Genomic DNA, 20,667 nt, shown 5'->3' on the forward strand with positions numbered 1-20,667 from the left:
GTATGAGCCACGGCAGCGCGGCAAAGGACCGCGAAGACCAAGCTGAATCGATTGGCGAACCGGCCGTCGACCTACGGGAGGTGCTGCTCAAGCTCGGTAGGCACCTGTGGGATGAGGTGCGGAACACTCGGGGCGACAACTGGCCACCGCCCTGGCTGGTCCTCGCGGCGGCTGGCATCGGGGTTGGCGTCGTGCTGATGCTGATCGTGCCGGTCGTGCGCGGATTGCTTGGCGGCGCAGGTGACGCGCTCGCGGCCCTGGCCGGCTGGACCCACGACCAGGCGTACGCACAGGTCGTGCTCGCGCCGGTACGCCGATATCTGCAAACCCACGCTGAGGGTCTGCCAATCGCGGCGGAAACGCTGTGGTGGACATGGTGCGCCACCGGCATCGTGCTGCTGGCCCTGTGCGTGCTGCGCGTCGTCGCCGCACGCATCGGATGGCTCCTGTACGGAACGGCCACCACCGCGATGGTGGTGTCCGCGACGCCTGGCGGCGGGCGCTGGATCGCGGCGGCCGTCAGCGCCTTGTGGTGGGTGCTGTTGTCGATTCCCGCCTTCGGCAGGCGCGGGTCCTCACCGGTGGTGGTGCTTCCCGCACTACCCACTGGCGCAGCACCTGCGTTGCCCGAGGCTACGGACGCGGCGGCACAAGTGGACTTCGGCGGGAGCGACCTACGGTCTCCATCAGTTCCCGACGATCACGCGGCCTGGGCCGCAGCACTCTACGAGCGACAGCTTCGTAGAGCCAACTTCGCCCCACCCGCCGCAACGCCCGTGACCTGGACGGCTGCGGCTACAGGCCCGACAACCTTCACCGCCGTGGAGGGCAACCGCCGCGTCAGCGGCATCGTCATCAACGGGCTCGCCGCCGAGGACCTGCTGCGACAACTGGCAACGCCCGCAGGCGCCAGCGCCACCGTGCAGTGGACGACCAACCCACCCCAAACACCCCGACGCCGCCGACCGACGGATCAGGGCTTCGCCGGGACCCCGCCGATCGCCGACTTCGTGGTGGACAGTACGGACGCCCTACCCGCGCTGGTCGCAGCAATCATCGAGACCAGAAGCCGGTGGCGCGACCTTGACGTCAACGAGCACATCTCAGCTCGTGCGGACCTGCTCAACCGCACCGCCCCGCTAATATCCAATGCCGCCGACTGCATGCCCGAATCCGACGACGGCGTCTACCTCGGCAGCATTCGGCTCAACGACTGGATCTCCGTAGACACAGTCGTCGGCGGCAACGCTTCGCGTTGGAACGACTTCGACCTACACCGCCCGTACATCGTTGGGCTGATCATCCAAAAGCTGCTGACGGCAGCCGACCCCGAAGCAGCCGTCACCGAAATCCTGACCGACGATGGCCATGCCTGCATGCGCCGTTACAACGGCCCCGCAGGTCCCCTGCACCGCCTTGGCAGGAACGGCACCCACCGCACACACGCTTTCCGCATCCTCGGCCTACCGATCATGGCCGCCGAAGTAGCAATCGACGCACTACCGCTGCGCATCGACGCCATGAGCACCTGGGGACAGGGCAACTGGGGCGACAGCTACGACGGCCCAGCTGACCGGATGTGGCACGCCCTGCGCGACCGCGGCCTACTCGACGGAAACATCACCGGCAGCGGCCCGCACGCCAAACTAGAGCCATACCGCACCGCTGCTCCCTGGCTCCTCGGTAACCCACGCACCGCCGCCGCCGTCAGCGCGGCGTACGAACGGATCTATCCAGGAGCTCTCGGCATCCCGGCCGACGCGATGACCGGCCCGCAACAATGGCTCCGCTGGCTACTTCGCGCCTAGCGAAGAATTCTGCCCGATATGCCTGACTGGCGCCCGGGGGTCAACCACATGCCAGGCTGGGGATGTGCCTGACGTCGGCGATCCGCAGGCTCATGTTTCTGTGATGAGGGTATTACGGTCAGCGGTGAAGGTGAGGCAGTTGCCTGGTGCGCGCAAGTCACTGCTTGTTCTTGGGGTGACATCGTGGTCGGCCGTCCCCGCGGCGGTTATGGATGAGGTTGGGGAGGCATGCCCGGTATTCAAAGGTGAACCCTTGGAATTCCGTTATCCGATGCAGGGGGCTATTATCCGGGGCACGCAACTCAAGCTGAAGGACGACGCGGTGGCTAAGCAGACCATTCATAAGCTCATCGACGACCTGGACGGAGGTGACGCTGACGAAACCGTCAAGTTCGCTCTCGACGGTGTCCAGTACGAGATTGACCTGTCAGCTTCCAACGCCGACAAGCTTCGGGACCTCTTCAAGCCCTATACCAGCCATGGGGCGAAGGTTGCCCGCGGTGGCATCGCTGCCGGCGGTCGAGTAGCCCGAACTTCTGCGACTCCAGCCGCTTCGCGTCGTGCCGGCAGCGGCACCGCCGTCAATCGGGAGCAGAACAAAGCGATCCGGGATTGGGCAAAGAGGACCGGGAAGGCTGTTTCGGACCGGGGACGGATCCCGCAGGAAGTGGTGGATGAGTATCACCGGAGCGCGGGGCGCTGACCAGCGTCCAGCGGCATGCCAACATCGCGCCCTGCGTAGCAATCCTGCGTCGGGCGGCGCCGCGCCTGCAAGGGCGATGGCGCGACGGCGGCGCGTCACGACGAGTCGCCGCCAGCGGAACGACCCTGATGAGGCGGAGATCCGCTGTGCTGCTCGCGCCATCGCCCTGCGGTCTCAGCCCGCAGGAGTCGATCGACCATCGCTTCGGCCTCGTCGTGGGAGTCGTACGTCCACCGCAGCACCTTCCCGCTCTCGGTGTCCCCTGCTCGCGCGACGACCTGCCACCGTGTCTGACGAATCAGCCACACGTCGCGCCGGGCCAAGCGGCCCCAGGTCCCGTTCCACCACCGTCGGGTGATCTCCTCCTCCACCCCCGGATCGTACACACGTTCGACTGCTGCGCGGCGGGTGGACAGGCTCATTCGCAGTGGTCTTGGCCGCCGCGGTCTCGCGGCTGGCAGCAATCGGGTCGGTGACGGTAGATGCGCAGGCTCGGGCCGTTGCGCTGGTGACCGTGGTCGCCGGTGATCTCGTAGAGGCGCGCCCGCCACAACGCCGTCTCGCCGCCTGCGGAGACGACCTGACCATCGCCTGGGCCGCCTCTGAGCAGCACGTCCATCACCTAACGGTACGCATCTGCGTCGGTTCGAGTCGGACTTGGCCGCTGCCCGCAGCCACGGCGAGGGTTGTAAGGTTCAGCCTGTAAGGGTGCTAGAATTTTATGTTTAGAAGTGGCAGGAAGACCCCCGCCCCGGCTTCCCAGGCGAGAGGCGGAGGCCCTTCCTCACCGGTTGGGGCTCAGTTGACGGTCAGTCAGTTGGGCCCACATCCGTTTCCGGCCAGCGTCACCGCCAGCCCTACGGCGTAGGTGAGCACCTTGAGTATCAGTGCCACCCACTCCCCGACGTCTCGCCACCGGTTGGCGTCGGTTCGCCGGTTCCTGGTGGGCCGTGAAGGCCCCTTGCGGCGCATGGTCAACTGTGTCCTCCGGGTTGTAGTTGAAGTGGAGGACGGTCGTCCCCCGGCCGGAGGAACGACCCCGGTCCAGCTTCAACCCCAGTTCAAGCAACCCAAAGACACCGCAGCCTTAACAGCGCTTGGCACACAATAGCGAGCGATGGCGGCGGGTTGCGTCTCGCGCTGCTCTTTCGCACGTATGTCTTGAATGGCTGAGGCGGGGGTCAGCGTGAACCGACCGCTGCAAGGTCTTTATCGGGACGTGGCGGGGAGGGGCACGTCGTCGATCCACGTGGGCGCGAGTTGACCGTCTGGACCGGGGAGGATGAACCGGTATCCGTCCGCGTCGGCGACGACCTCCACTGCGTCGATTGCGTCGAGTAGGGCGTGGATGCGGGGGAAGGCCGCGCTGCGGATCCGTGACGCGATGTCGGGGACGTTCATGATGGACAGGGCCCAGCCGGCGAGGTTGGCCGGACTCTTCGGATTGATTTGTTCGGCGCGTCGGGCGGCGTCGCTGTCGAGCACGAACGCTTCGGTGTCGAGGACCCGGTACATGAGCTGCGTGCCCTTGCGGGGGATGGGGATCTCCGTGCCGGGCCACAGCTCGGCCGGCAGCGCGTGGCTGGCGGCGCCGACTCGGCCCACCAGGGGCATCGGCTCGCTGGCCAGCTCGGGGAACTGCTGGATGGTGGGGTCCACCAGTCGCTGCATCTGCGGTAGCCACAGCACGACGTGCCCCGCGTAGGCGTCGGTCTCCCATCTGGCGTTCTCCCCGTAGAGGCTGGTGCTGGCCCCGGGCGGTTCGACGAGCACCGAGACGGGCGTGATTCGGGCGTCGATGCCGAAGATCGCGTAGAGCCGTTTCAGGATCAGGCAGGCGTCGATGCAGACGTTCGCCGCTTTGCCCCGCAGGTGGTCGACCAGGAGCACCACGGGCAGGAATGTCACGGCGAAGTCCGGTGGTACCTGCGTCATCATCAACACCGCCCGCTCCGTGTCGACGTGCAACCGGCCAGACCGGTACGTCACTGTGCGGGACTCACCGCCTGGCCCGATCAGCGTCTTCGACTGTGCGGGGCCCAACGACTTCCCGGGACCCAGCGGGACCCGCTTCGGCTGACGCTTCTTCGACTTCGGCATGAGGGGTGCCTCCGATGATCAGGCGACATCGACCCCCAAGAATACGTAGCGAAGTCGTCATGTGACGTCCCGTGTCGGCCCGGTGCGGCTATCGGCCGATCGTGTGCGCCGGCACGACGGATCTCACTGTGTCTCACCTTTCTTGGCTGCTCACCGGCTCAAAGCCCTGGACTGGCGACTCTGCCGGTCCCGGCGGCCCATGTGCCGTCGACGCCCGCCCGCCGGTCACCGGTGGCGGACACGCCACCTCCGCTGCCGACGGGGAGTTCGGGGTAGTCACACAATGACTGCTATGGGTGATGATGAGATGTCCATGCCAGTGGTCTTGCGGGTGCAGCGGCGTGATGACCCGGTGGGTGCGGTCACGGAGCACGACGCCGCGCGGCGGGCTGAGGAGTACCCGCGGATTCGGATCGGTGCTCCGTTGTTCGGGCATGCCGTGCAGGCCGAGGCCGGACGATGGCGGGTGTGTGCGGTGGTGTCGGATACGCCGCCGGCGGCGCGGGACTTCCTTGCGCATCAGTTGCGGGAGCTGCTGGACGAGACCGAGGATGTCGGGCTGGCCGCAGAGTTGACCGCGGTGGTCGATGTGTTGGACCGGGAGAAGCGCGACGAGGTGACGGTCGCCGGCCGGGCGTATCGGATCCTACGGGTGGACACGTTCGCGCGGTTCGGTCCGGACGGTCCCGAACCACCCCGGCCCACGGACCGGGATCCCCGCGACGCCGACGACCACGACGGCTTCCTCGATGAGGAGATCGTCGCCGATCCGGGAGCGGTGACCGGAGTCAGTGAGGCGATGTTGCGGGTCGAGTTGATGACGGCGCACTATCCGCGCGCGCAGGTGCCCGCCGAGGTGTACGCCGACAGCGTCGCCGCCGTCACCGACTACCCGGTTGGGGTGGTTCTTCCGGCCCGTTACGCTGCCGCTGAGTGCGTCGGCGGGTCGTGGCGGCCGTACAGCCGGGCGGTGGCCACACCTCAGTTGGCGCGTGACGAGATCGCCTTCGGCCTGCGTCACATCGAGCCGCGTCTGCTGAGGCTCACCGATGAGCAGACGGTCGTCCTGCGGCAGGCTGCCGACGAGTTGGACGCCAATCCTGTGGACGACCTCACCGTGTTCGGGCGCCGCTTCCGGGTGACTCGCATCGAAACCCTGCTGCGCATGTCCAATGTTGCTCCGGAGGGACCACGCCCGTCGGATCCGGACCCGGAGCAGCCGCCGGCGGCTGACCGATAGCCGCGCCGCATGCGCGACCCGCGCCGGCTCGGTCGCGGCGTTGTCGTCTGTGAGCTGCCGGTGTCATGTGTGTCCGGCTCTACTCCGCGATCTCGGGCTGGTTGGCAGGCTGGACCTCGTCGTGGAGATCAGGGCGTGGTCGGGGAGTAGCCGCCTGGCTGGGCGTCGTGTCGGTTGTCGCGGCTGTTCGTGGAAGCATGCGGTCAACCGTCTTGCTGAGTTGTTCCACGCGTTCGGCGATGTGCTGGACGTAGCCGAGTACCTCACGGGTTAGCTGGTCGGCAGCTGGTGTTCTGGCCTGGTCGGCTTGGGCGACGAGGCTTTGCAGGATGGTGCCGGTCTGGTGTGGTTCGGGGCTGGCGGAGTACACTGTCGGCGGAAACATGGCCTGGGCGCCCTGGCTCAGGTTGTGGGGGTCGCGTTCGCCATCTGGTGGAGCGGCCCTTCTCTCGTTGAGGTGCAGTTCCGTGCCGGTTGTTGCTTCAATGACGGTGGCGACGTCGGCGATGCGGTTCCACCACTGGGGTTCGTCGGCGCGGATGGCGCGGCCTGCGGACCAGGCCACGGAGTCGGCCATCCAGAGCCCCGGGTCGTTGTGGCCCTCGACGTGGATGAGGCGCATGCGGTGGCTGATGGCGCCTTGGTCGAGTAGTCGTCGGTAGGCGCGAATGTCGTTGCGGTCGGTGGCGGGTAGGCGGCTGCCGGCGTCGCGGGCTTGCTGCCACTCCGTTGGACTGGCCCGGGTTTCGAGGTAGACGTCGCGGACCCGCTGGCCATCGAGGTAGCGCAGGAGGCGTTCCAGGCTGACTTGCCGGGCGTGTTCACGTTGGCTCTCTAGGTGGGCGCGGGCGTGTTGAGGATTGGGTGGTGGAAGGTCTCTGGTGCCTGCGTTGAGGGGCACCTGTGCGGAGACGACGGACCAGCCGGCGTGTTCGGCGACGACGTCGAGCATCGCTTCGATGGTGCCGACGTGTCCGCGGTGGTAGAGGGCGGTGGAGTGGTAGCTGTCGTGGATTCCGGCGGCAGTGCTGGCGGCGGCTTCGGCGGCGGGGACGTCTTCTTGGTCGATGATGACGGCGGCCATGAGGTAGGCGCCGGGGCTGCCGCGTTGTTGCAGCCACGATTCGTCGACGAACGCGATGGGGTGGGGTTGAGCGGCCATCAGTCGAGCTCCGTTTCCTCGGTGACCGTCTGGTCGGGTGTGGGGCTGACGCGGTGGCGGGCGGCGTCGGCCTGCTGGGTGAGGTGCGCGGTGACGGGTGCGGCGTGGGGTTGTGGGCGGGTGTCGTCGATGGCGCGGACCCGGGCGGTGGTGGCGGCGACGGCGTCGGCGAGGTTGGCGCGGCGGGTCGCGGCGCGGCGGGTTTGTTCGGCGGCGGCGGCGAGTCCGGCGTAGCGGGTGGGCAGGGCGTTGGTGTACCAGCGCTGCCAATCGCCGTGGCGGGCTTCGAGGTCGGTGACGCGTTCGCGGCGCTGGTCGATGCCGGCGCTGAGGGTGGCGAGTTTCGCGCTCAGGCTGGCGTGGTGGCCGGCTGCGGCGGCGGCCCGCTGGTGTGCTTCCTGCTGGGCGGCGAGCATCCGGGCGCGGGAGGGGCCGCGTTGCCACCAGCGGGGCTTCTGCTGCTGAGCGGTGGCGGCGCGTTGGCCGGCGGTGGTGATGGCGGCGAGGAGCAGGGTGAGGTCGTGGTGGCGGTGCTCGGCGTCGGTGAGGTCGAGGTGCGCGTCACGGAGTTGGTCGGCGACGTAGGTCGGCGCGGTGGCGTCGATGGTCTGCTGCGCGGTGATGAGTTGCGCGAGTTCAGCGTTGTCGGTGGTGGTGAGGTGTCCGGCGAGGGTCGCGGCGCCGAGCGCGACGCGGGCGCGGTGCCAGGCGTTCCACCGCGAGATGTCACTGGTGGGGGGTTCGGCCCCGATGGGGTGGTCGCTGGTGAGCTGGTAGCGGTCTCGGTAGGTGACCACGATCTCGGCTCGGGCGAGCCACTGGTCGCGGCCCGCCTCATCCTGCGGTACGGCCCCGAGCGCGCGGGCCCAGGCCGGTTGGTGCTCGGCGGCGAGGTCGGCCAGGGCGCTGACGCGGCGGTCGCAGATGGCGGCGACTTGCCGTAGGGCGTCTCCGATGTCGCCGGTGAGGTCGGCGGGCATGCGGTCGGTGTAGGACGCGGCGAGCGCCGCGGTGGTGGCGATGGCAGGGTCGGCGGTGGCGCGAGCCATCAGGCGGTCGATGCGCCAGGACAGCACCGCGGCGATGTCGTCGGCGGAGCCGAGTTCCCGGGGCCGAATCGCGCGGCGCAGCACGTCGGCGGGATTAAGGCCGGCTTCTCGCAGGGTGGTGAGTCGGGCGATGAGCGCGGGCAGCGCGAGGTCGCGGGCGAGCCGGTCAGCCGTAGTTTGTCCGCTGATGCGGGCGACGATGGCGAGGTATTCGGGGATGCGGGCGCGGGCGGACAGGTCGTCGTAGATGGGTGTCCAGGTGTGCAGGGCGTCGACGTCGGCCCAGAGTTGATGTTCGGTTTCGGTGGCGGAGCGGTCGGGGGTGGCGCGGCGCATGATGTCGGCCAGGACGGCGACGCGGGCAGTGGGTGGCTGGGGTGGGGTGCCTTCGCGGGGGTGGTCGTCGGTGACGACGTACGCCTCGTTGAGGGTGTGGCCGCGGGTGAGCATGACGTACAGCCGGGCCAGGGTGGTGTTGTCGTCGACGAGCGCGCGGGCGGTGTGCACGGTCTGCCCTTGGACGGAGTCGACGGTGAGGGCGTAGGCGAGCTGCACGTGCCGCGCGACGTACGTGGCGGGCAGGACGGCGCTCGCGTCGGTGCGCAGGTTGGTGACGTGGAGTCGCCCGTCGCGGGTGACGGCTTGTACGCGCCACTGGTCGCGGTTGGCGACGAACGCGCCGCCGGCGCCGAGGCGACGGTCGTTGCGGCGGGTGACGATGATGTCGCCGACACTGGCCTCGTTGCCGTCGCGCAGGCGTACGGCCGGGCCGGTGCGGACGAGGCCGGCGCGCAGGAGGATGTCGCGGGCGCGGCGGGCGATGTCGGCGGCTTCGTCGCCGGTTTCGACGAGCATCATGCTGGGGTGTCCGGTGGCCATGTCGGCGGCCCACCGGTCCAGCATCTGGCCGATGAGCAGGGTGCGGTGCCCGCCGTGGAGCCGGCCGCGGCGGTCGTATTCGTGCAGGACGGTGAGGTCGCCGGTGCGCAGCCGCAGCGACGCCGATCCTTCCCACGGCTGAGCGAATCGGTGGACTTGGGTGAGGTGGGTGGTGGCACCGAGGCTGTCGAGGTAGCGGAACAGTCCGCCGGGTCCGATGGCGGAGATTTGCGCGGGGTCACCGACGAGGATGAGCCGGCCGCCGACGGCGTCGAGTTGGGTGACGAGGCGGGCGAGGTCGTGGCTGGACACCTGCGACGCCTCGTCGATGATGACCCACTGCCCGGGTGCGAAGCGCCAGTCGGCGCGCGTGCCGGGCGGCGGCCGGTCGTGGGAGTGCAGCCAACGGGCGATGTTTTCGGTCCGCAGCATCGTGCCGTCGGGTTGGCGGGTGGCGTCGGCGAGCAGCTGCGCGGCGGACTGTCCCACGGTGAGACCGATTACCGGCACGCCGGCGTGCTGGGCGGCGGCGGCGACGGCGCGCTGGAGGTAGGTCTTGCCGGTGCCGGCGGGCCCGACGACGCCGGTGACGCGCCGGTCATCGCCGACGAGGAATCGCAGCGCCGCGGCCTTCTCCGGCGACAACCGGAACGCGGCGGTGGCGGCGTCGATCGCCGCTCGCGGAGCGGGGCGAGCGCCGCGCCGGCCGGCGTAGGTGATGACTTCCTTTTCGGCGGCGAGGACGGCGTGGGTGGTCATCTGCAGGTCTCGGTGGCGGGTGTATTCGCTGTGCTGGTCGCTGCCGCGCAGCAGCGTCGGCCCCCACTGCACGAGGGCGGGCGGTGTCAGCACCCGCAGCCCGCCCAGGTTCTTGGCGATGGCCTCACCAGCGAGTGTCTGCACCTTCCGCCAGTCGGCGTGCGGCGAGTCACCGGGGGTGATGTCGAGGACCCGGCCGATGGCCAGTTCGAGGTGTTCGCGGCCGAACACGGCCCGCTCGCGGCCGAGGGTGTGCACGGCGCGGGCGAGCGCCAAGCGCACGTCGCGGCGTACTGCCGCGTCAACGACCCGGTCGCGTGCAGGACCGGTGATTCGCAGTTCGTCGGCGGCGGTGCGCAGCGCTTCCTCGTCCACACCGGCCGGGTGCAGCTGGCGGGCGTGGCGTAGGACGCGCCGCGCTGCGTCGGCGGTGTCGTCGTGCACCTCACCGGTGAGAACGCGGCGTACCTGAGCGGGGGTGTCGAGCCCAGCTGTGCGGTCCTCGGCTTGCCATCGCTGCACGGCCTGGTCGGTGGACTCCGCGCCCTTGGCCGGGCGGCGGGTCCGCAGGGTCGCGTCCTGGGCGCGTCGGCGCCACTGCGCCGCCGCCGAACGCGCCGGTGGTCCGGTGCGGTCGACACGGCGGTCCATCTCCTCGGTGATGGCGGCGCGCCGCTTGCTGTAGTGACGCAACGACGCCTCGCTGATGCCGACGATCTCGCGGATCCCGGAGTCCGTGCGGGCGGCGAAGGTGACGCCGCGGCGCGCGTGTAGTTCGAGTTCCACGGCGCGTTCGTAGGCGACGCGGGCGCCGACGGTCGCGCGGTAGAAGGCACGCCCGTCCAACGCCAACCACTGTGGATTGCCGTTCCCGTCGACTGTCTTGACCTTCGCGGAGACGACGATGTGTGAGTGCAGCTGCGGGTCACGCTCGCGGCTCATCCGGTGGTCGAAGACCAGCGCGGCCAGCCCTTGGGTGTCGAGTTGGCGGACGCCACCCGCGCCGGTCCGGGTGAAGGCCCCGTGCCGCTGAAGGTGATCGAGCAGCGCGCGCACGCCAGCGTGGTGAGCGGCCATGACATCCTGCTTGACGGTGTCGTCGCCAAAGGCCCACAACAGCGACACGGACTTCACGGGATGGGCCGTGACGTCGTATGCGGACACGGCCCGCCGCTCGGGGGCGTTCATGATGTCGTGCCACACCTTGTCGCGCTGTTCCACCGTGGCGTCGTCGGGCAGGTGCGCTAGTGCGCGTCGTACCGCTTCGTCGCGGTATTCGTTGGTCATCGGCGCGTAGATGCGCCATTTCTGGCCGAGCTGGAAGCCCGTCGTGGGATGCCGTCCCTGACCGATCAGATTGCGCATCTGCTTCTCGAAGACCCAGCCGCGCACGCCGAGCACAGCGGCGCCATTGCCCGCCCACCAACCGGGGCTTTCACCCCGCGCGGCGTGGTTGATGTAGTAGGGCGTCGGGCCCCCGTGACCGACAGGGCGCAGGTCATGGCGACCGGCGGCGACCTGCTCCATGACATAGCGGTAACCGTCGCCGGGCGAGATGCGCGTGACGGTCAACATGCCTCGACCGTAGAAGATCAACTACAGAAGTGGCAGTCGAGAATGCAAGGGGGTGTATCCCATGTAAGTGTGCAAGAAGTGAGGGGGAGGGGGTCTAGGCAGGTCAGCGATGCTGTGGCCAAAATTGAACGGGTGCGGTGAGAAGATGCGGAATTGTGGCTAGGTTCGAACGATTCGGTAATTCATGTGGGGTGTGGTCTGGTGGGCGGACTTGGGCAGTGGTTACTGTCGGGAAATGGCGAGTAGAACGGGGAATGAGGCGACTCGGGCGCTGCGGCGGCGGCAGGAATTGGAGCTGCGGGCGGTGCGGGCGGTCGAGCAGGCGGCCGGCACGGTGCAGGAGGTGCAGCGGCGGCGGCATGATGCCGTGGCGCGGCTGGATCAGGAGGTCGACGCGGCTGCGGCGGCTCACGGCTTGGCCGTGGCGGTGCTGGCGACGGTGCTTCGCGATGACGGCTTGGCGGCGAGCTTGACCGGGGTGGACGTTGCCCGGGTGCGGTCGTACCGGCGTGGCGCGGATGGTGCTGCGGTGCGTGCGCGGATCGGGGAGTTGGGCGAGGTGCTGCCGCGTCGGCGTCGCACGGCGGTTCAGGTGCCCGACGCGCGAGTGCCGCCGGTCGGGGATGCCGGCGGGAATCAGATGACCTGAGCTGCGAGCGTTGGCCGGTCCGGGGTGCGACCGGACCGGCCAACGCTGCGGGGTTGTGTCTACGTGCAGTCGAGTCCGCACCCGGTACAGACGACGATGAGGCCACCGGCGAGCGTCTGCGTATCGCTGTCCGTGGCGGTGCAGTGCTCCGGGATGGCGGCAGGCCAGTCCCCTTCGATGACGGTGCGGCCGGGGTAGACCCAATCGAGGGGTTCGCTGCCGTGGTACATGACGGGCGGGCCGGGGATCGGGGCGGCGAGGGGGAGCGTGACCCTGCGGAGTAGCGCGGTGCCGGTGAGGTCGGCAGGGATGAAGGGCGGCGTCTTCTTGCGGGTGGCGGTGCGGAACTGCTCGTAGTCCTTGAAGGTCGGCGAGGCCAGTTCCGCGCGGTCGATGAGGGCTAGCGCCTCGTAGGGCTCGGCGGCTTTGTAGTGGCGGAGGGCGGCTTTCAGGTAGCGGTCGGCGTAGGCGTCGCGCTCGGCCTGTCGCTTGTCGCGTTCGGCCTGAGTCGTGCATGGTGCGGTGAGTAGGTGGGGGTGGGCGTCGAGGTGGGCGGCCACGGCCTCCCAGACCGCAGAACGGCCGTACTTCAGGGTGAGTCCGTCGAGGTGGCCGTCTGCGATGTAGCGGACAGCTGCGTTCTTACCGCCTGGGATGCGGAAGTAGTTGGGTGCCCAGTCGGCGCAGGTCTGTGCGATCGTGACGAGTGCGGCGCGGGCCATGTCCACGGGCGGTGTCCTCTCGAAGTAGGGGCGCTGGGTGCTGGTGCGGAGGGCCGGTACGCGACGGGAGCGGTTGCGGCCGGCGGCGTGCTCGATGAGCGCAGGAGTCGTCGCGGTGGGGTGGCCCGGCCGCCTCGTATGCGGCCGGGCGCTCGGCGGGTAGTGGCCGACGGGAGAGGGCCGGATAGGTCAGCGCTGGGTTTTGATCTGACGGGTTTCTGCGACGGTGAGTAGGTGCGCGGGTAGCTGTGGTAGGTGCTCGCGCCAGGCTCGGTACAGGCGGTGGGTGCCGTCGATGAGTAGCGGTGCTGGTGCTGCGCCGGGGATGTCGACGTGCGCCACGATCAGCGGTTGCGTTAGGTCGGTGGTCATGGCGTAGGTGCGGTTGATGGCGTTGTGAGCTGGCCCGATGAGACTGATCGCCCAGGGGTTCGGGTTGTCGAGGTGCGTTAGGCCGTAGGCGGTGGCCCAGGCGGTGACGTCAACGGGGCTGGTGGCGCGGGGCGTGGCTGCGATGAGTGTTCGTGCGGCGTCGATGTCGAACACCCACGGCCCGAAGTGGAACCACTGCGGCATCCGGCCGTGGCTCACTGCGCGTTGTTCCTGGCGTGCAGGCGGGTGTAGATCGCGACGCATCGCAGGATCAGTTCGTGTGATGGCAGGGTCAGGAGCCGCTGTCGTTTGTCGTCGCGGAGGTGGTCCCAGATCAGGACGGTGACGGCAGCCGACCAGGTGTCGACGATCACCCCGTCGATCTTGGCGTACTGCTGGTTGGCGACGATGCGGCGCAGCGTGTCGATGAGGGTGGCGTCGCCGGTCGGGTGGGTGGCGTCGTCGGGTCGGGCTGCCTCGGGTAGCTGGGTGTAGCAGTCCTCGCAGGTGTAGTCGATGCGCGGGGGGTGTTCGGTCTCCCAGCGGCGTACGTCGGCGACGGGGAGCCCGCATACCGATTGGCGCGGGTCGCGGGGGTGGCGGATGTGCCATGACATTGAGGGGCCTCCGGGCGGGTCTGTCATTTGGCGTGGTTGGGCTGCGGCCTCGTGGTGGCTGTCGTCGCGAACGCAGGCTGCGCGGTGGGCCTTCGGCGGTGGCTCCTGCTGAGGCGCGGAGGGCGAGCGCCGGGAGTGGTCACCGGCTGGTGCGCTCGAACGACGTTCCTTCGGGCTGCCCGGCCGCTGCGGGCGGCCGGGCAGCGTGGGTTAGTCGCGTTGGCCGAGTAGGCGGGCGGGGTTGCCGGTGATGGTCCATCCGGCGGTGTCGTTGATCAGTCGGTGGGTGCGGTGGGCGAGCGTGAGGGGGTACAGGTGGGGGCGTTGTACGTAGTGCTTGCCGTGCTGCCAGAGGTCGAGCAGCATTGCGGCCAGTCGCAGGGTGGCGCGCATGCGTCCGGGGTTGCAGTCGGTGCAGTGGTGCCGGCGGGCGTAGGCGATCAGGGCGACGGTTGCCGTTCGTAGTTCAACGGCGGTGGTGAGGTCGTATACCCCGCTGGTCGGCCAGGCGGGCCGGTGGTCGCATAGCTCCAGGTGGTTGATGACGTCGGCCATGCGGTGGCGAGCGTCGTCGAGCATGGTCAGAACTTGGCTGGTGCGGTGGACGGCGGGGGTTGTGGTGGGGAGGGCCATGGTGGGGGCTGTGAGGGCAGACATGCGGGCTCCTCGTGCTGGGGTTAGTGAGGGGCGGCGTCGCCGTGCCGCTGTGGTGCGGGGTGGGGTGGGCGGCCCGGGTCGGGGAGGGGGTGGCGCTGACCCGGGCCGCCGGTGGGCCTACCGGTAGCGGCGGCGGTGGTTGCCGGTGCGGGGAGCGATGGTGAGGCCGGGGCGGTATTCCTGGACGCTGCCGCCGCGTTCTTTGGCGACGCACATTGCAATGTCGGCGTGGTGAAGGAGTTCAAAGGCGGTGCGGTGGCTGTTGTTGGCGACGGCGAGTCCGACGCTGGCGTGGCAGCCGAAGGTCTGCCACTGGATCATGATCATTCGGTGGTTGAGGGCGTCGGCGACAGCGTGGGCGTAGGCGCGGCTGAGATCGTCGTCGCCGTCGACAACGACGGCGAATTCGTCGCCGCCCATGCGGCCGGCGAATGCACGGGGCATCCGAAGTTCGGTGAGGACGTGCGCTACCTCTCGCAGGACTGCGTCTCCGGTGGCGTGGCCGTGCTCGTCGTTGATGTCCTTGAAGCGGTTGAGGTCGAGCATGATCACGGAGACGGGCCGCTTGCGGTCGCTGAGTAGGCCGTTGAGGTGAGCGACCAGGGCGCGACGGTTCGGCAGCCCGGTTAGCGCGTCGTGGTCGGCGTCGTGTCGGGCGGCGTTCAGGGCGGAGCGGAGGTGCCGGTTCTGTGCGATGAGCGCGAAGCAGCTCGCGCTGGTGCCGAGGAGGAGCGCGTAGGTGATGGGGTCGTGCACTGAGGGCTCCCTGGGGTTGGGTTGGTGGGGGGTGTTCGGTTGGGGTTCGCCGTCCCTCCCGAACAACTATTACTATACACCATGGATGAATGTGGCTCTACCCGTGCCGGTGCCAGAGTGGCTGTTATTTTTCGATCTTGAGCGGTGTTTCTTGTGCAAGGGCCCGGCGGCGTCTCCTCGGGATGCCGCCGGGCCCTCGCCCTAATAGGCGGCTAGAGCTAGCGGCGGATCGGTCGGATGCGGAGGATGTCTCCGAGGGCGATTCGTGCGGCGGGCTGGCGGGTCTGCGGATCCAGGAAAGGGGTGTAGTCCGTCGTCCACACGAGGTACCAGGTGTGGGCGGCGTGTCCGGGGCGGGCGTTGCGTGGGTCGCCGGAGGCTTCCCCGTTGGTCTGCTGCTCGCTTCGGTATCTGGTCATCGTGCCGGCGAGCATCGGGCAGGCGGTGGCGCTGTAGTGGGCACACTCGGGGTGCATGGGCGGTTCGGGAGCGATCAGGCGGGGTAGGTCGACGTCGCGCATGGCGAACACGAAGGGCCGGAACGTCGGCTCGCCGCAGATCTGGCACCGGTGGTCGCGCAGTGATGCGCCCAACCGTTGCGCGTCGATCGCGCCGAATCGATAGCGCCCGTCGGGCATGTGGGCGGTGATCCACGGTACGACCAGTCCGGCGAGCGTGGGGCGGTGTCTCAGGGCGACGAGAATGTCGATTTTAGTCATGGTGATTCCTCGCGCGTTGGTTGCCGGTGCCGGCCCTTCCGGGCCGGCACCGATCGAGGGCTGCGGCGGTCGTGCCCTACAGGGCGAGGCTGGCGCGGAGGTTCGGCCGCATCTCGTGCACCGGCACCAGGGCGCGCGTCGTGGTGCCGTCAATGGTGACGCGGAAGAGGTAGCGCGCCGGGACTCGGCTGCCTTCTCGGTCGCGGTCCGCCTCAAGGTCGATTCGCAGCGTGTCGGGGATGTGGGCGTAGGGCCGGACGGCCTCGATGACCTCGTCCGGGTCCGTGACCCGCTCCATTGCGCCCAGCCAGACGGGCAGGGCGTCGGGGCTCGTCTCGTCGGTCTCGCCGTGGTTCAGAACAACGGCGAAGTACGACGTCAGCGGACGGTCCCAGCCCACGCTGACCTTGTGGTCGATTCGGTGGGGAAGGGGGGTGAGGTTGTGACGACTCATGACACCTCTTCTGGTTGGGTCTTGTGGGCGTGTCCGGCGGGAGTTCGCCGTTCCCTCCGGACAACTATTACTATACACCATCGAGGGCTGTGTTTCTACCCTTCCCGGTCCTGGGGTGACCTGGGATCTTCATGATCGTGAAGGGTGGCACCTGGCGGTTGCGCTGCGAGCGTGGACCGGTGCGGAGCTTGCTCGCCCCCCCACTTCTTTCGGCGGTGGGGGGCGAGCTTGCTCGTCCGTGGCGCGCGCAGTGGAGGTCAAGTTCGGCCGCGGGGTTTCGAGCAAAAGATCATGCGGGGTGTGCATGATGTTTTGTGAGCCGCGGCCGAACTTGACCGGAGCGAGCACGTCGCTAGCCTGTTGCGGCCCCCACCGTTGAAGGGAGGGGTTTTGGCAGTGCGGCCGGAGGCCGCTTCCGGTTTGCCTGGCCCGTCAGGGCCGGGCGTCTTGACGGCGAGCATCCGGCGCAGGTCTGCGAGGGCGGGGTTTGTCGTTGTCCTGGGGTCGGCGCTTGTTGAGCGGCGGGCGGTTCGGTGTCAGTTGGTGCGCTGGTCGAGGATGGTCCACAGGGTGGCGCGTCGCCATTTGAGGCGGCGGCGTCCGGCGGGGCCGGTGTTCTGTTCGTCGGCGCGGTCGAGCACGGGAGTGGGCAGGGCGTTGGGGTGGTTGTAGCCGAGGATCCGGGCTGCCTCGGCTTTGCCGACGAGTTCGTCGGGGTCGCCGGTGCGGTCGGGGTGTCCGTGTGGGCTGCCGATCGGCCGTCCTGTGCTTTCGGCGCCGCCTCTGCCGACACGGTCTTCGGCGATCTTCCAGACGGTTTCGCGCTTCCAACGCCGGCGTGTGCGGCCCCCCGCGCTTGCAGAACTTTCGTCGGGGCACTCCTTCAGGCGCAGCCATACGGGGTTGTTGCCGTGTAGGGCGCTGCGGTTGGTGTAACCGAGGATGCGGGCTGCGGTAGCGACGTCAACGAGTTCGTTGGGGTCTCCGGTGCGATCGATGCTGGCTTGGGTGCTGCGTCTGATTCTGTTGCTGGGTGGCTCGTATCGTGCGATGTCTTCGCGGTTCCAGGTGCGGCCGTCGGCGGTGCGTTCGGGAAACCCGGTGGTGCTGCGCTCGCGGTAGAGCCGGTGCAGGTGGCTGACGGAGATTCCGAGCAGCGCTGCTGCTTCGACGTGGTTGACGACGTCGGGGTCGGGGGAGCGCGTGGGCATGCAGTGATGATGCCGCATGCCGGGTTGAGCGGGGTGGCTTGCCGGTTGGTACAGGGTGGGAGTGCTGCTCATGGTCTGCTTCGCCGTCGCCGCTGGGGGTTGTCGTACGATGGGTGCCACGTGTTCGGCGTTGGGTTCGTTGGGGCCTGTGGGCGTCGGACGCCAGGCGGCCGGGGGGAGTTCGCCAAACTAACCCCCCGGCCTCCGCCGTTAGGTCGTTTCACCTCTGCGGCATGGCGGTTGCTGCTGGGCAGGGGGCATGCAGCGTCGGGCGGCGCGTGCCAAGACTCCGTACTGCGTGTCGCCCCTGGCGACTACCTGTCCGGATGGGAGTCTACGGGCCACGTATTCGCGGCGTTGGGCGTCCCAGCCGCCGACGCACACGGCCGACGGCTCAGCGCGCATCTCCCATCGTTCGCCCTTGGCCGTCGTGATGTGGACGTGGTGCTCGCGGGTGAGCGTCCACCTGTCTCCGTGGGTGTCGAGGCGTAGGCCGTGTGGGTTGTTGTCGCGGAAGAGACGCCAGCGGCCGTCGCGATCGAGCAGCCGCGCGATGTCGTCGCGTGCGTCGAGTGGGCCGTGGGGTCGTGGTGCGCTGACCGCGTGGGGGTGTGGCGGCATCGACATTGTGGCTCCGTGGGGTTGTTGGAGGGCGGTCGCTCGGAGGTTCGCCGTCCCCGAAGACCGGCTATTACTATACACCTTGCTTGTTGGGCTTGCCATTCTGCGTCAGGGCAAGCCCGTGGTGTGTGCGCGGAGCTGGCAGGGCGGGCCGGCTGCGATCGGTGGGTTGCTCGGAGGCCGTCCGGCCCGCCCGGTGACCGCGGGAGCAACGGTCAGGTGCACGACGACGCGAGGACAAAGAAAGCTGATGACCCGGGACAACCCTGCGCAACCGCGCGAGACGTGGGCGTCATTCGTCTGACCGGGTGTCGGTGATGGTTATAGATGACCGTCGCCGGTGAGGCGTTGGCGCAGTTCTGATAGGGGGAGTCGGTGGCGTTGGCGGTGGCGTTGTTCGGTGAGGATGGCGACGTCGCCGAGTTTTTCGCGTAGTTGGGTTTCGGCTGCTTCGGCGGCGGTGTAGTGGTCGGGCAGGACGTGTAGTAGTCGTGCCCAGTGGTGTTTGCCGGCGCGGACGCATGCTCCTCCGCAGTTGTTGTGTGGTAGGCCGAGGTCGTAGAGCCGTGGTGGGCGTAGTCCGAGTTGCCGGGCCGAGTCCAGTAGTTCCTGCTTGGTGAGGTGCGGCGGGTCGAGTAGGGGGAAGGTTGGGCGGCGACGCGTTGGGCGGCGGCCCAGCTTCCGATGCCGCCGGAGTATTGGACGACGTGCAGGTGTTTATCGGGGTTGCTGAGTGTGGGGCGCGGGTTCGGGGCCGGTGTGGGCATGGGGTTCCGTTCGGATGCTTCTTTGCGGGCGGACGGTAGGGAGCCGTGCCGTGCCTAGCTGGGCGGACGGTAGTGGGTGGGGAGGCGAGGGGGGCGCGTGAGCGCTCCTCGTCCGGAGCCGGGCGCTCGATGCGCCCTGTATCCGGCAGCGCGCGCGGTCGAGCGGTGCTGATTGACCGGTAGATGGTTGAGGACGGCGGTCGGTCGTTGGTGTTTCGTATCGCCCACCGGAGGGCTGGTGATCTTCGTTGGTGTAGCGGGGGTGCCGGTCGGGGGCCTGGTGTGGCCCCCGACCGGTTGGATCAGGCGGCGAGACGGCTTTCCGGCTCGGACCCGGCAGGTTCGTCGGTGTCGTCCGAGGGGCCGGGCGTCCCCTCGTCCGGCCGGGGCGCGATCTCGTTGTCGGCGGTGTCGGTGTCGAGCCCAGACAGCAGCTCGTCGGGCTCCGGGGCCGTGACGACGGTGAGGTCGGCACGCTGCTTCGTGCGGTTGGCGACGGAGTCGATGATGAGCTGTTCGACCTTGCCGACTTGGAAGCCGTTGGAGACGCACCACTGCAACCACTTGGCGACCGCCGGGTCGGGTGCCCGCCAGGAAGACCGGGTAATGCCGCTTTCGTTGGCGGCGGCGATTGCCGTGAGCGACATGACCGAGTAACGGCCGTCGCTGACACCTCGCGCGGGGACGCGCTTGGTGCCGGGTCGCTTGGTCTTGCCCGGTGACAGGAGTTCGTCGAGCATCTTCCGTCCGCCGTTGACCCAGGTAGAGAGGATGTAGCCGGAGTCGGCCAGCATCTCCGCGATGAGCTTCGCGGTGCCCTTCGGCGGGGTCTTGGCGGTCAGGAACGTCGCCAGCCATTCACGACGGACCGTGTTGGCGACTTCCATGGCCTTGTTGTTCTCGATGACCAGTCGCCGTTCGGCCTTCTCCTGTTCGGTCATGGGACCGCTGCGGGTGGAGGTCATGGCGTAGGCGGGCAGGGCGTGGCCGTGCGCGCGCCAGTCGGTGCAGTAGGTGGTTTCCGTCAGTCGGTCGTCGTAGGTGAGGAACAGTCGGACGGCGTGGCCGGGGCAGCCGGTGTGCCCTTCGGGGTCGACGTGGTTGCCCTCGGCGTCGCGTAGGTCGCTGACCTCCTTGATCTTGGGGTCGTTGTACCGGGGGTGCTCGGACAGCAGCGTGATTCCGGCAGCGACAAGTTCGGCGCGGCGGGCGGCTTCTGCGGCGATGGCGGCCCGGGTGCCGCGATATTGCTCGACGGCACGGGCGAAGGCGAAGGGCCCATTCTCGGCCTCGTCCAGCAGTGCTTCGACGCATTCGGGTTCGTCGGCGAATTCTGCGAGCGCGGCGACCTGGGTGAGGTCGAGCCCGAGGGTGTGCGTGCGTTCGGTGGTGCGCTTGTCCAGGGTGGCGAGTTGCCGCCCGGCTTTGATCTGCTCCGGCTGGTAGCCGGTGTGTCGGGCGATGTCGTCGTCGGTCATGCCGTCGAGGGCGAGTTGCTGGATGCCTCGGGCCTGCTGGGCGGCGGTGAGGTCGGTGCGGTGGACCTGCCGGAGCATGCTGATGAGCTGTTCGCGGTTGGCGGCTAGGTCGTCACGAACGATGACCTGGATCCACTTCTGCTCTGCCTCGACGGCGGACCAGTAGCGCTGCTCGCCGTCGATGATGAGGTACGGACCGTCGTCGTCGCCCAGCCCGAGCGGCGTGACGATCAGCGGCGAGAGCAGGCCGCGAACACCGTCCTGGTGCAGGTTCTGCACGATGCCGGGGAGGGCCTGCGCGTCGTCGCGGGCGTTACCCGGGTTGGGCTTGATGTTGGCGACCTCGACCATGCAGTGCCGGCCGGGCAG

Annotated in this window: 17 protein-coding genes; 4 read left to right on the forward strand and 13 right to left on the reverse strand. The window is 68.7% G+C overall.

Annotated features, from left to right (window positions below):
• The first annotated feature begins 2 nt into the window (after positions 1 to 2).
• Together DER29_RS29255 and DER29_RS29260 are read left to right on the forward strand one after the other, a co-directional pair.
• Positions 3 to 1,808 (forward strand): hypothetical protein, encoded by a 1,806-nt coding sequence (locus tag DER29_RS29255; RefSeq protein ID WP_121400845.1) that lies wholly within the window; start codon positions 3 to 5, stop codon positions 1,806 to 1,808.
• A 322-nt stretch (positions 1,809 to 2,130) separates the two neighbouring features.
• Positions 2,131 to 2,511 carry an Lsr2 family protein gene (locus DER29_RS29260; protein WP_121400947.1) on the forward strand — a complete coding sequence of 127 codons (381 nt, stop codon included), beginning with the start codon at positions 2,131 to 2,133 and terminating at the stop codon, positions 2,509 to 2,511.
• Positions 2,512 to 2,929: 418 nt separating this feature from the next.
• Here DER29_RS29260 and DER29_RS29270 read toward each other — a convergent pair whose 3' ends face one another.
• Both DER29_RS29270 and DER29_RS29275 read right to left on the reverse strand, forming a co-directional pair.
• Positions 2,930 to 3,130 carry a hypothetical protein gene (locus DER29_RS29270; RefSeq protein WP_121400948.1) on the reverse strand — a complete coding sequence of 67 codons (201 nt, stop codon included), beginning with the start codon at positions 3,128 to 3,130 and terminating at the stop codon, positions 2,930 to 2,932.
• Between the two features lie 590 nt (positions 3,131 to 3,720).
• The gene (locus tag DER29_RS29275) at positions 3,721 to 4,446 is read right to left on the reverse strand and encodes a hypothetical protein (protein WP_148710119.1); all 726 of its coding nucleotides are present in this window, start codon (positions 4,444 to 4,446) and stop codon (positions 3,721 to 3,723) included.
• A 457-nt stretch (positions 4,447 to 4,903) separates the two neighbouring features.
• On the opposite strand from DER29_RS29275, the gene DER29_RS29285 reads away from it, so the two are divergent.
• Entirely contained in the window at positions 4,904 to 5,851 is a 948-nt protein-coding gene (locus DER29_RS29285) for a DUF5954 family protein (protein WP_233600213.1), read from the forward strand.
• A gap of 79 nt (positions 5,852 to 5,930) precedes the next feature.
• On the opposite strand, the gene DER29_RS29290 is transcribed toward DER29_RS29285, so the two are convergent.
• Complete coding sequence (locus DER29_RS29290; protein ID WP_121400850.1) at positions 5,931 to 7,013, reverse strand: hypothetical protein; 1,083 nt, start codon at positions 7,011 to 7,013, stop codon at positions 5,931 to 5,933.
• Entirely contained in the window at positions 7,013 to 11,275 is a 4,263-nt protein-coding gene (gene mobF / locus DER29_RS29295; RefSeq protein ID WP_121400851.1) for a MobF family relaxase, read from the reverse strand. The genes DER29_RS29290 and mobF overlap by 1 nt, the downstream gene beginning before the upstream one ends.
• A gap of 235 nt (positions 11,276 to 11,510) precedes the next feature.
• On the opposite strand from mobF, the gene DER29_RS34305 reads away from it, so the two are divergent.
• On the forward strand, positions 11,511 to 11,924 hold the full coding sequence (locus DER29_RS34305) for a hypothetical protein (RefSeq protein WP_158619090.1): 414 nt from the start codon (positions 11,511 to 11,513) through the stop codon (positions 11,922 to 11,924).
• A gap of 59 nt (positions 11,925 to 11,983) precedes the next feature.
• Here the strand turns inward: DER29_RS34305 and DER29_RS29305 are convergent, their stop codons facing one another.
• The 9 genes from DER29_RS29305 to DER29_RS29350 all read right to left on the reverse strand — a co-directional run bounded on the left by DER29_RS29305 (position 11,984) and on the right by DER29_RS29350 (position 20,649).
• Positions 11,984 to 12,652 (reverse strand): hypothetical protein, encoded by a 669-nt coding sequence (locus DER29_RS29305; protein WP_121400852.1) that lies wholly within the window; start codon positions 12,650 to 12,652, stop codon positions 11,984 to 11,986.
• A gap of 183 nt (positions 12,653 to 12,835) precedes the next feature.
• A complete protein-coding gene (locus tag DER29_RS29310; protein WP_148710120.1) occupies positions 12,836 to 13,222 on the reverse strand; it encodes a hypothetical protein in 387 nt (128 codons plus the stop codon).
• An 11-nt stretch (positions 13,223 to 13,233) separates the two neighbouring features.
• Complete coding sequence (locus DER29_RS29315; RefSeq protein ID WP_121400854.1) at positions 13,234 to 13,635, reverse strand: hypothetical protein; 402 nt, start codon at positions 13,633 to 13,635, stop codon at positions 13,234 to 13,236.
• Between the two features lie 210 nt (positions 13,636 to 13,845).
• Positions 13,846 to 14,292, reverse strand: a complete 447-nt coding sequence (locus DER29_RS29320; RefSeq protein WP_148710121.1) for a hypothetical protein — start codon at positions 14,290 to 14,292, stop codon at positions 13,846 to 13,848.
• 117 nt (positions 14,293 to 14,409) lie between these two features.
• Positions 14,410 to 15,048 (reverse strand): GGDEF domain-containing protein, encoded by a 639-nt coding sequence (locus DER29_RS29325; RefSeq protein ID WP_158619091.1) that lies wholly within the window; start codon positions 15,046 to 15,048, stop codon positions 14,410 to 14,412.
• A 218-nt stretch (positions 15,049 to 15,266) separates the two neighbouring features.
• Positions 15,267 to 15,767, reverse strand: coding sequence for a hypothetical protein (locus tag DER29_RS29330; RefSeq protein ID WP_121400857.1), 501 nt, complete (start codon positions 15,765 to 15,767; stop codon positions 15,267 to 15,269).
• A 76-nt stretch (positions 15,768 to 15,843) separates the two neighbouring features.
• Positions 15,844 to 16,221, reverse strand: coding sequence for a hypothetical protein (locus DER29_RS29335; RefSeq protein WP_148710122.1), 378 nt, complete (start codon positions 16,219 to 16,221; stop codon positions 15,844 to 15,846).
• A gap of 536 nt (positions 16,222 to 16,757) precedes the next feature.
• Positions 16,758 to 17,432 carry a hypothetical protein gene (locus tag DER29_RS29340; RefSeq protein WP_121400859.1) on the reverse strand — a complete coding sequence of 225 codons (675 nt, stop codon included), beginning with the start codon at positions 17,430 to 17,432 and terminating at the stop codon, positions 16,758 to 16,760.
• A gap of 1,690 nt (positions 17,433 to 19,122) precedes the next feature.
• Positions 19,123 to 20,649, reverse strand: coding sequence for a ParB/RepB/Spo0J family partition protein (locus tag DER29_RS29350; protein WP_233600214.1), 1,527 nt, complete (start codon positions 20,647 to 20,649; stop codon positions 19,123 to 19,125).
• Between the last annotated feature and the right edge of the window lie 18 nt (positions 20,650 to 20,667).

Origin of the sequence: Micromonospora sp. M71_S20, from assembly GCF_003664255.1 — a bacterium.
GTDB lineage: Bacteria > Actinomycetota > Actinomycetes > Mycobacteriales > Micromonosporaceae > Micromonospora.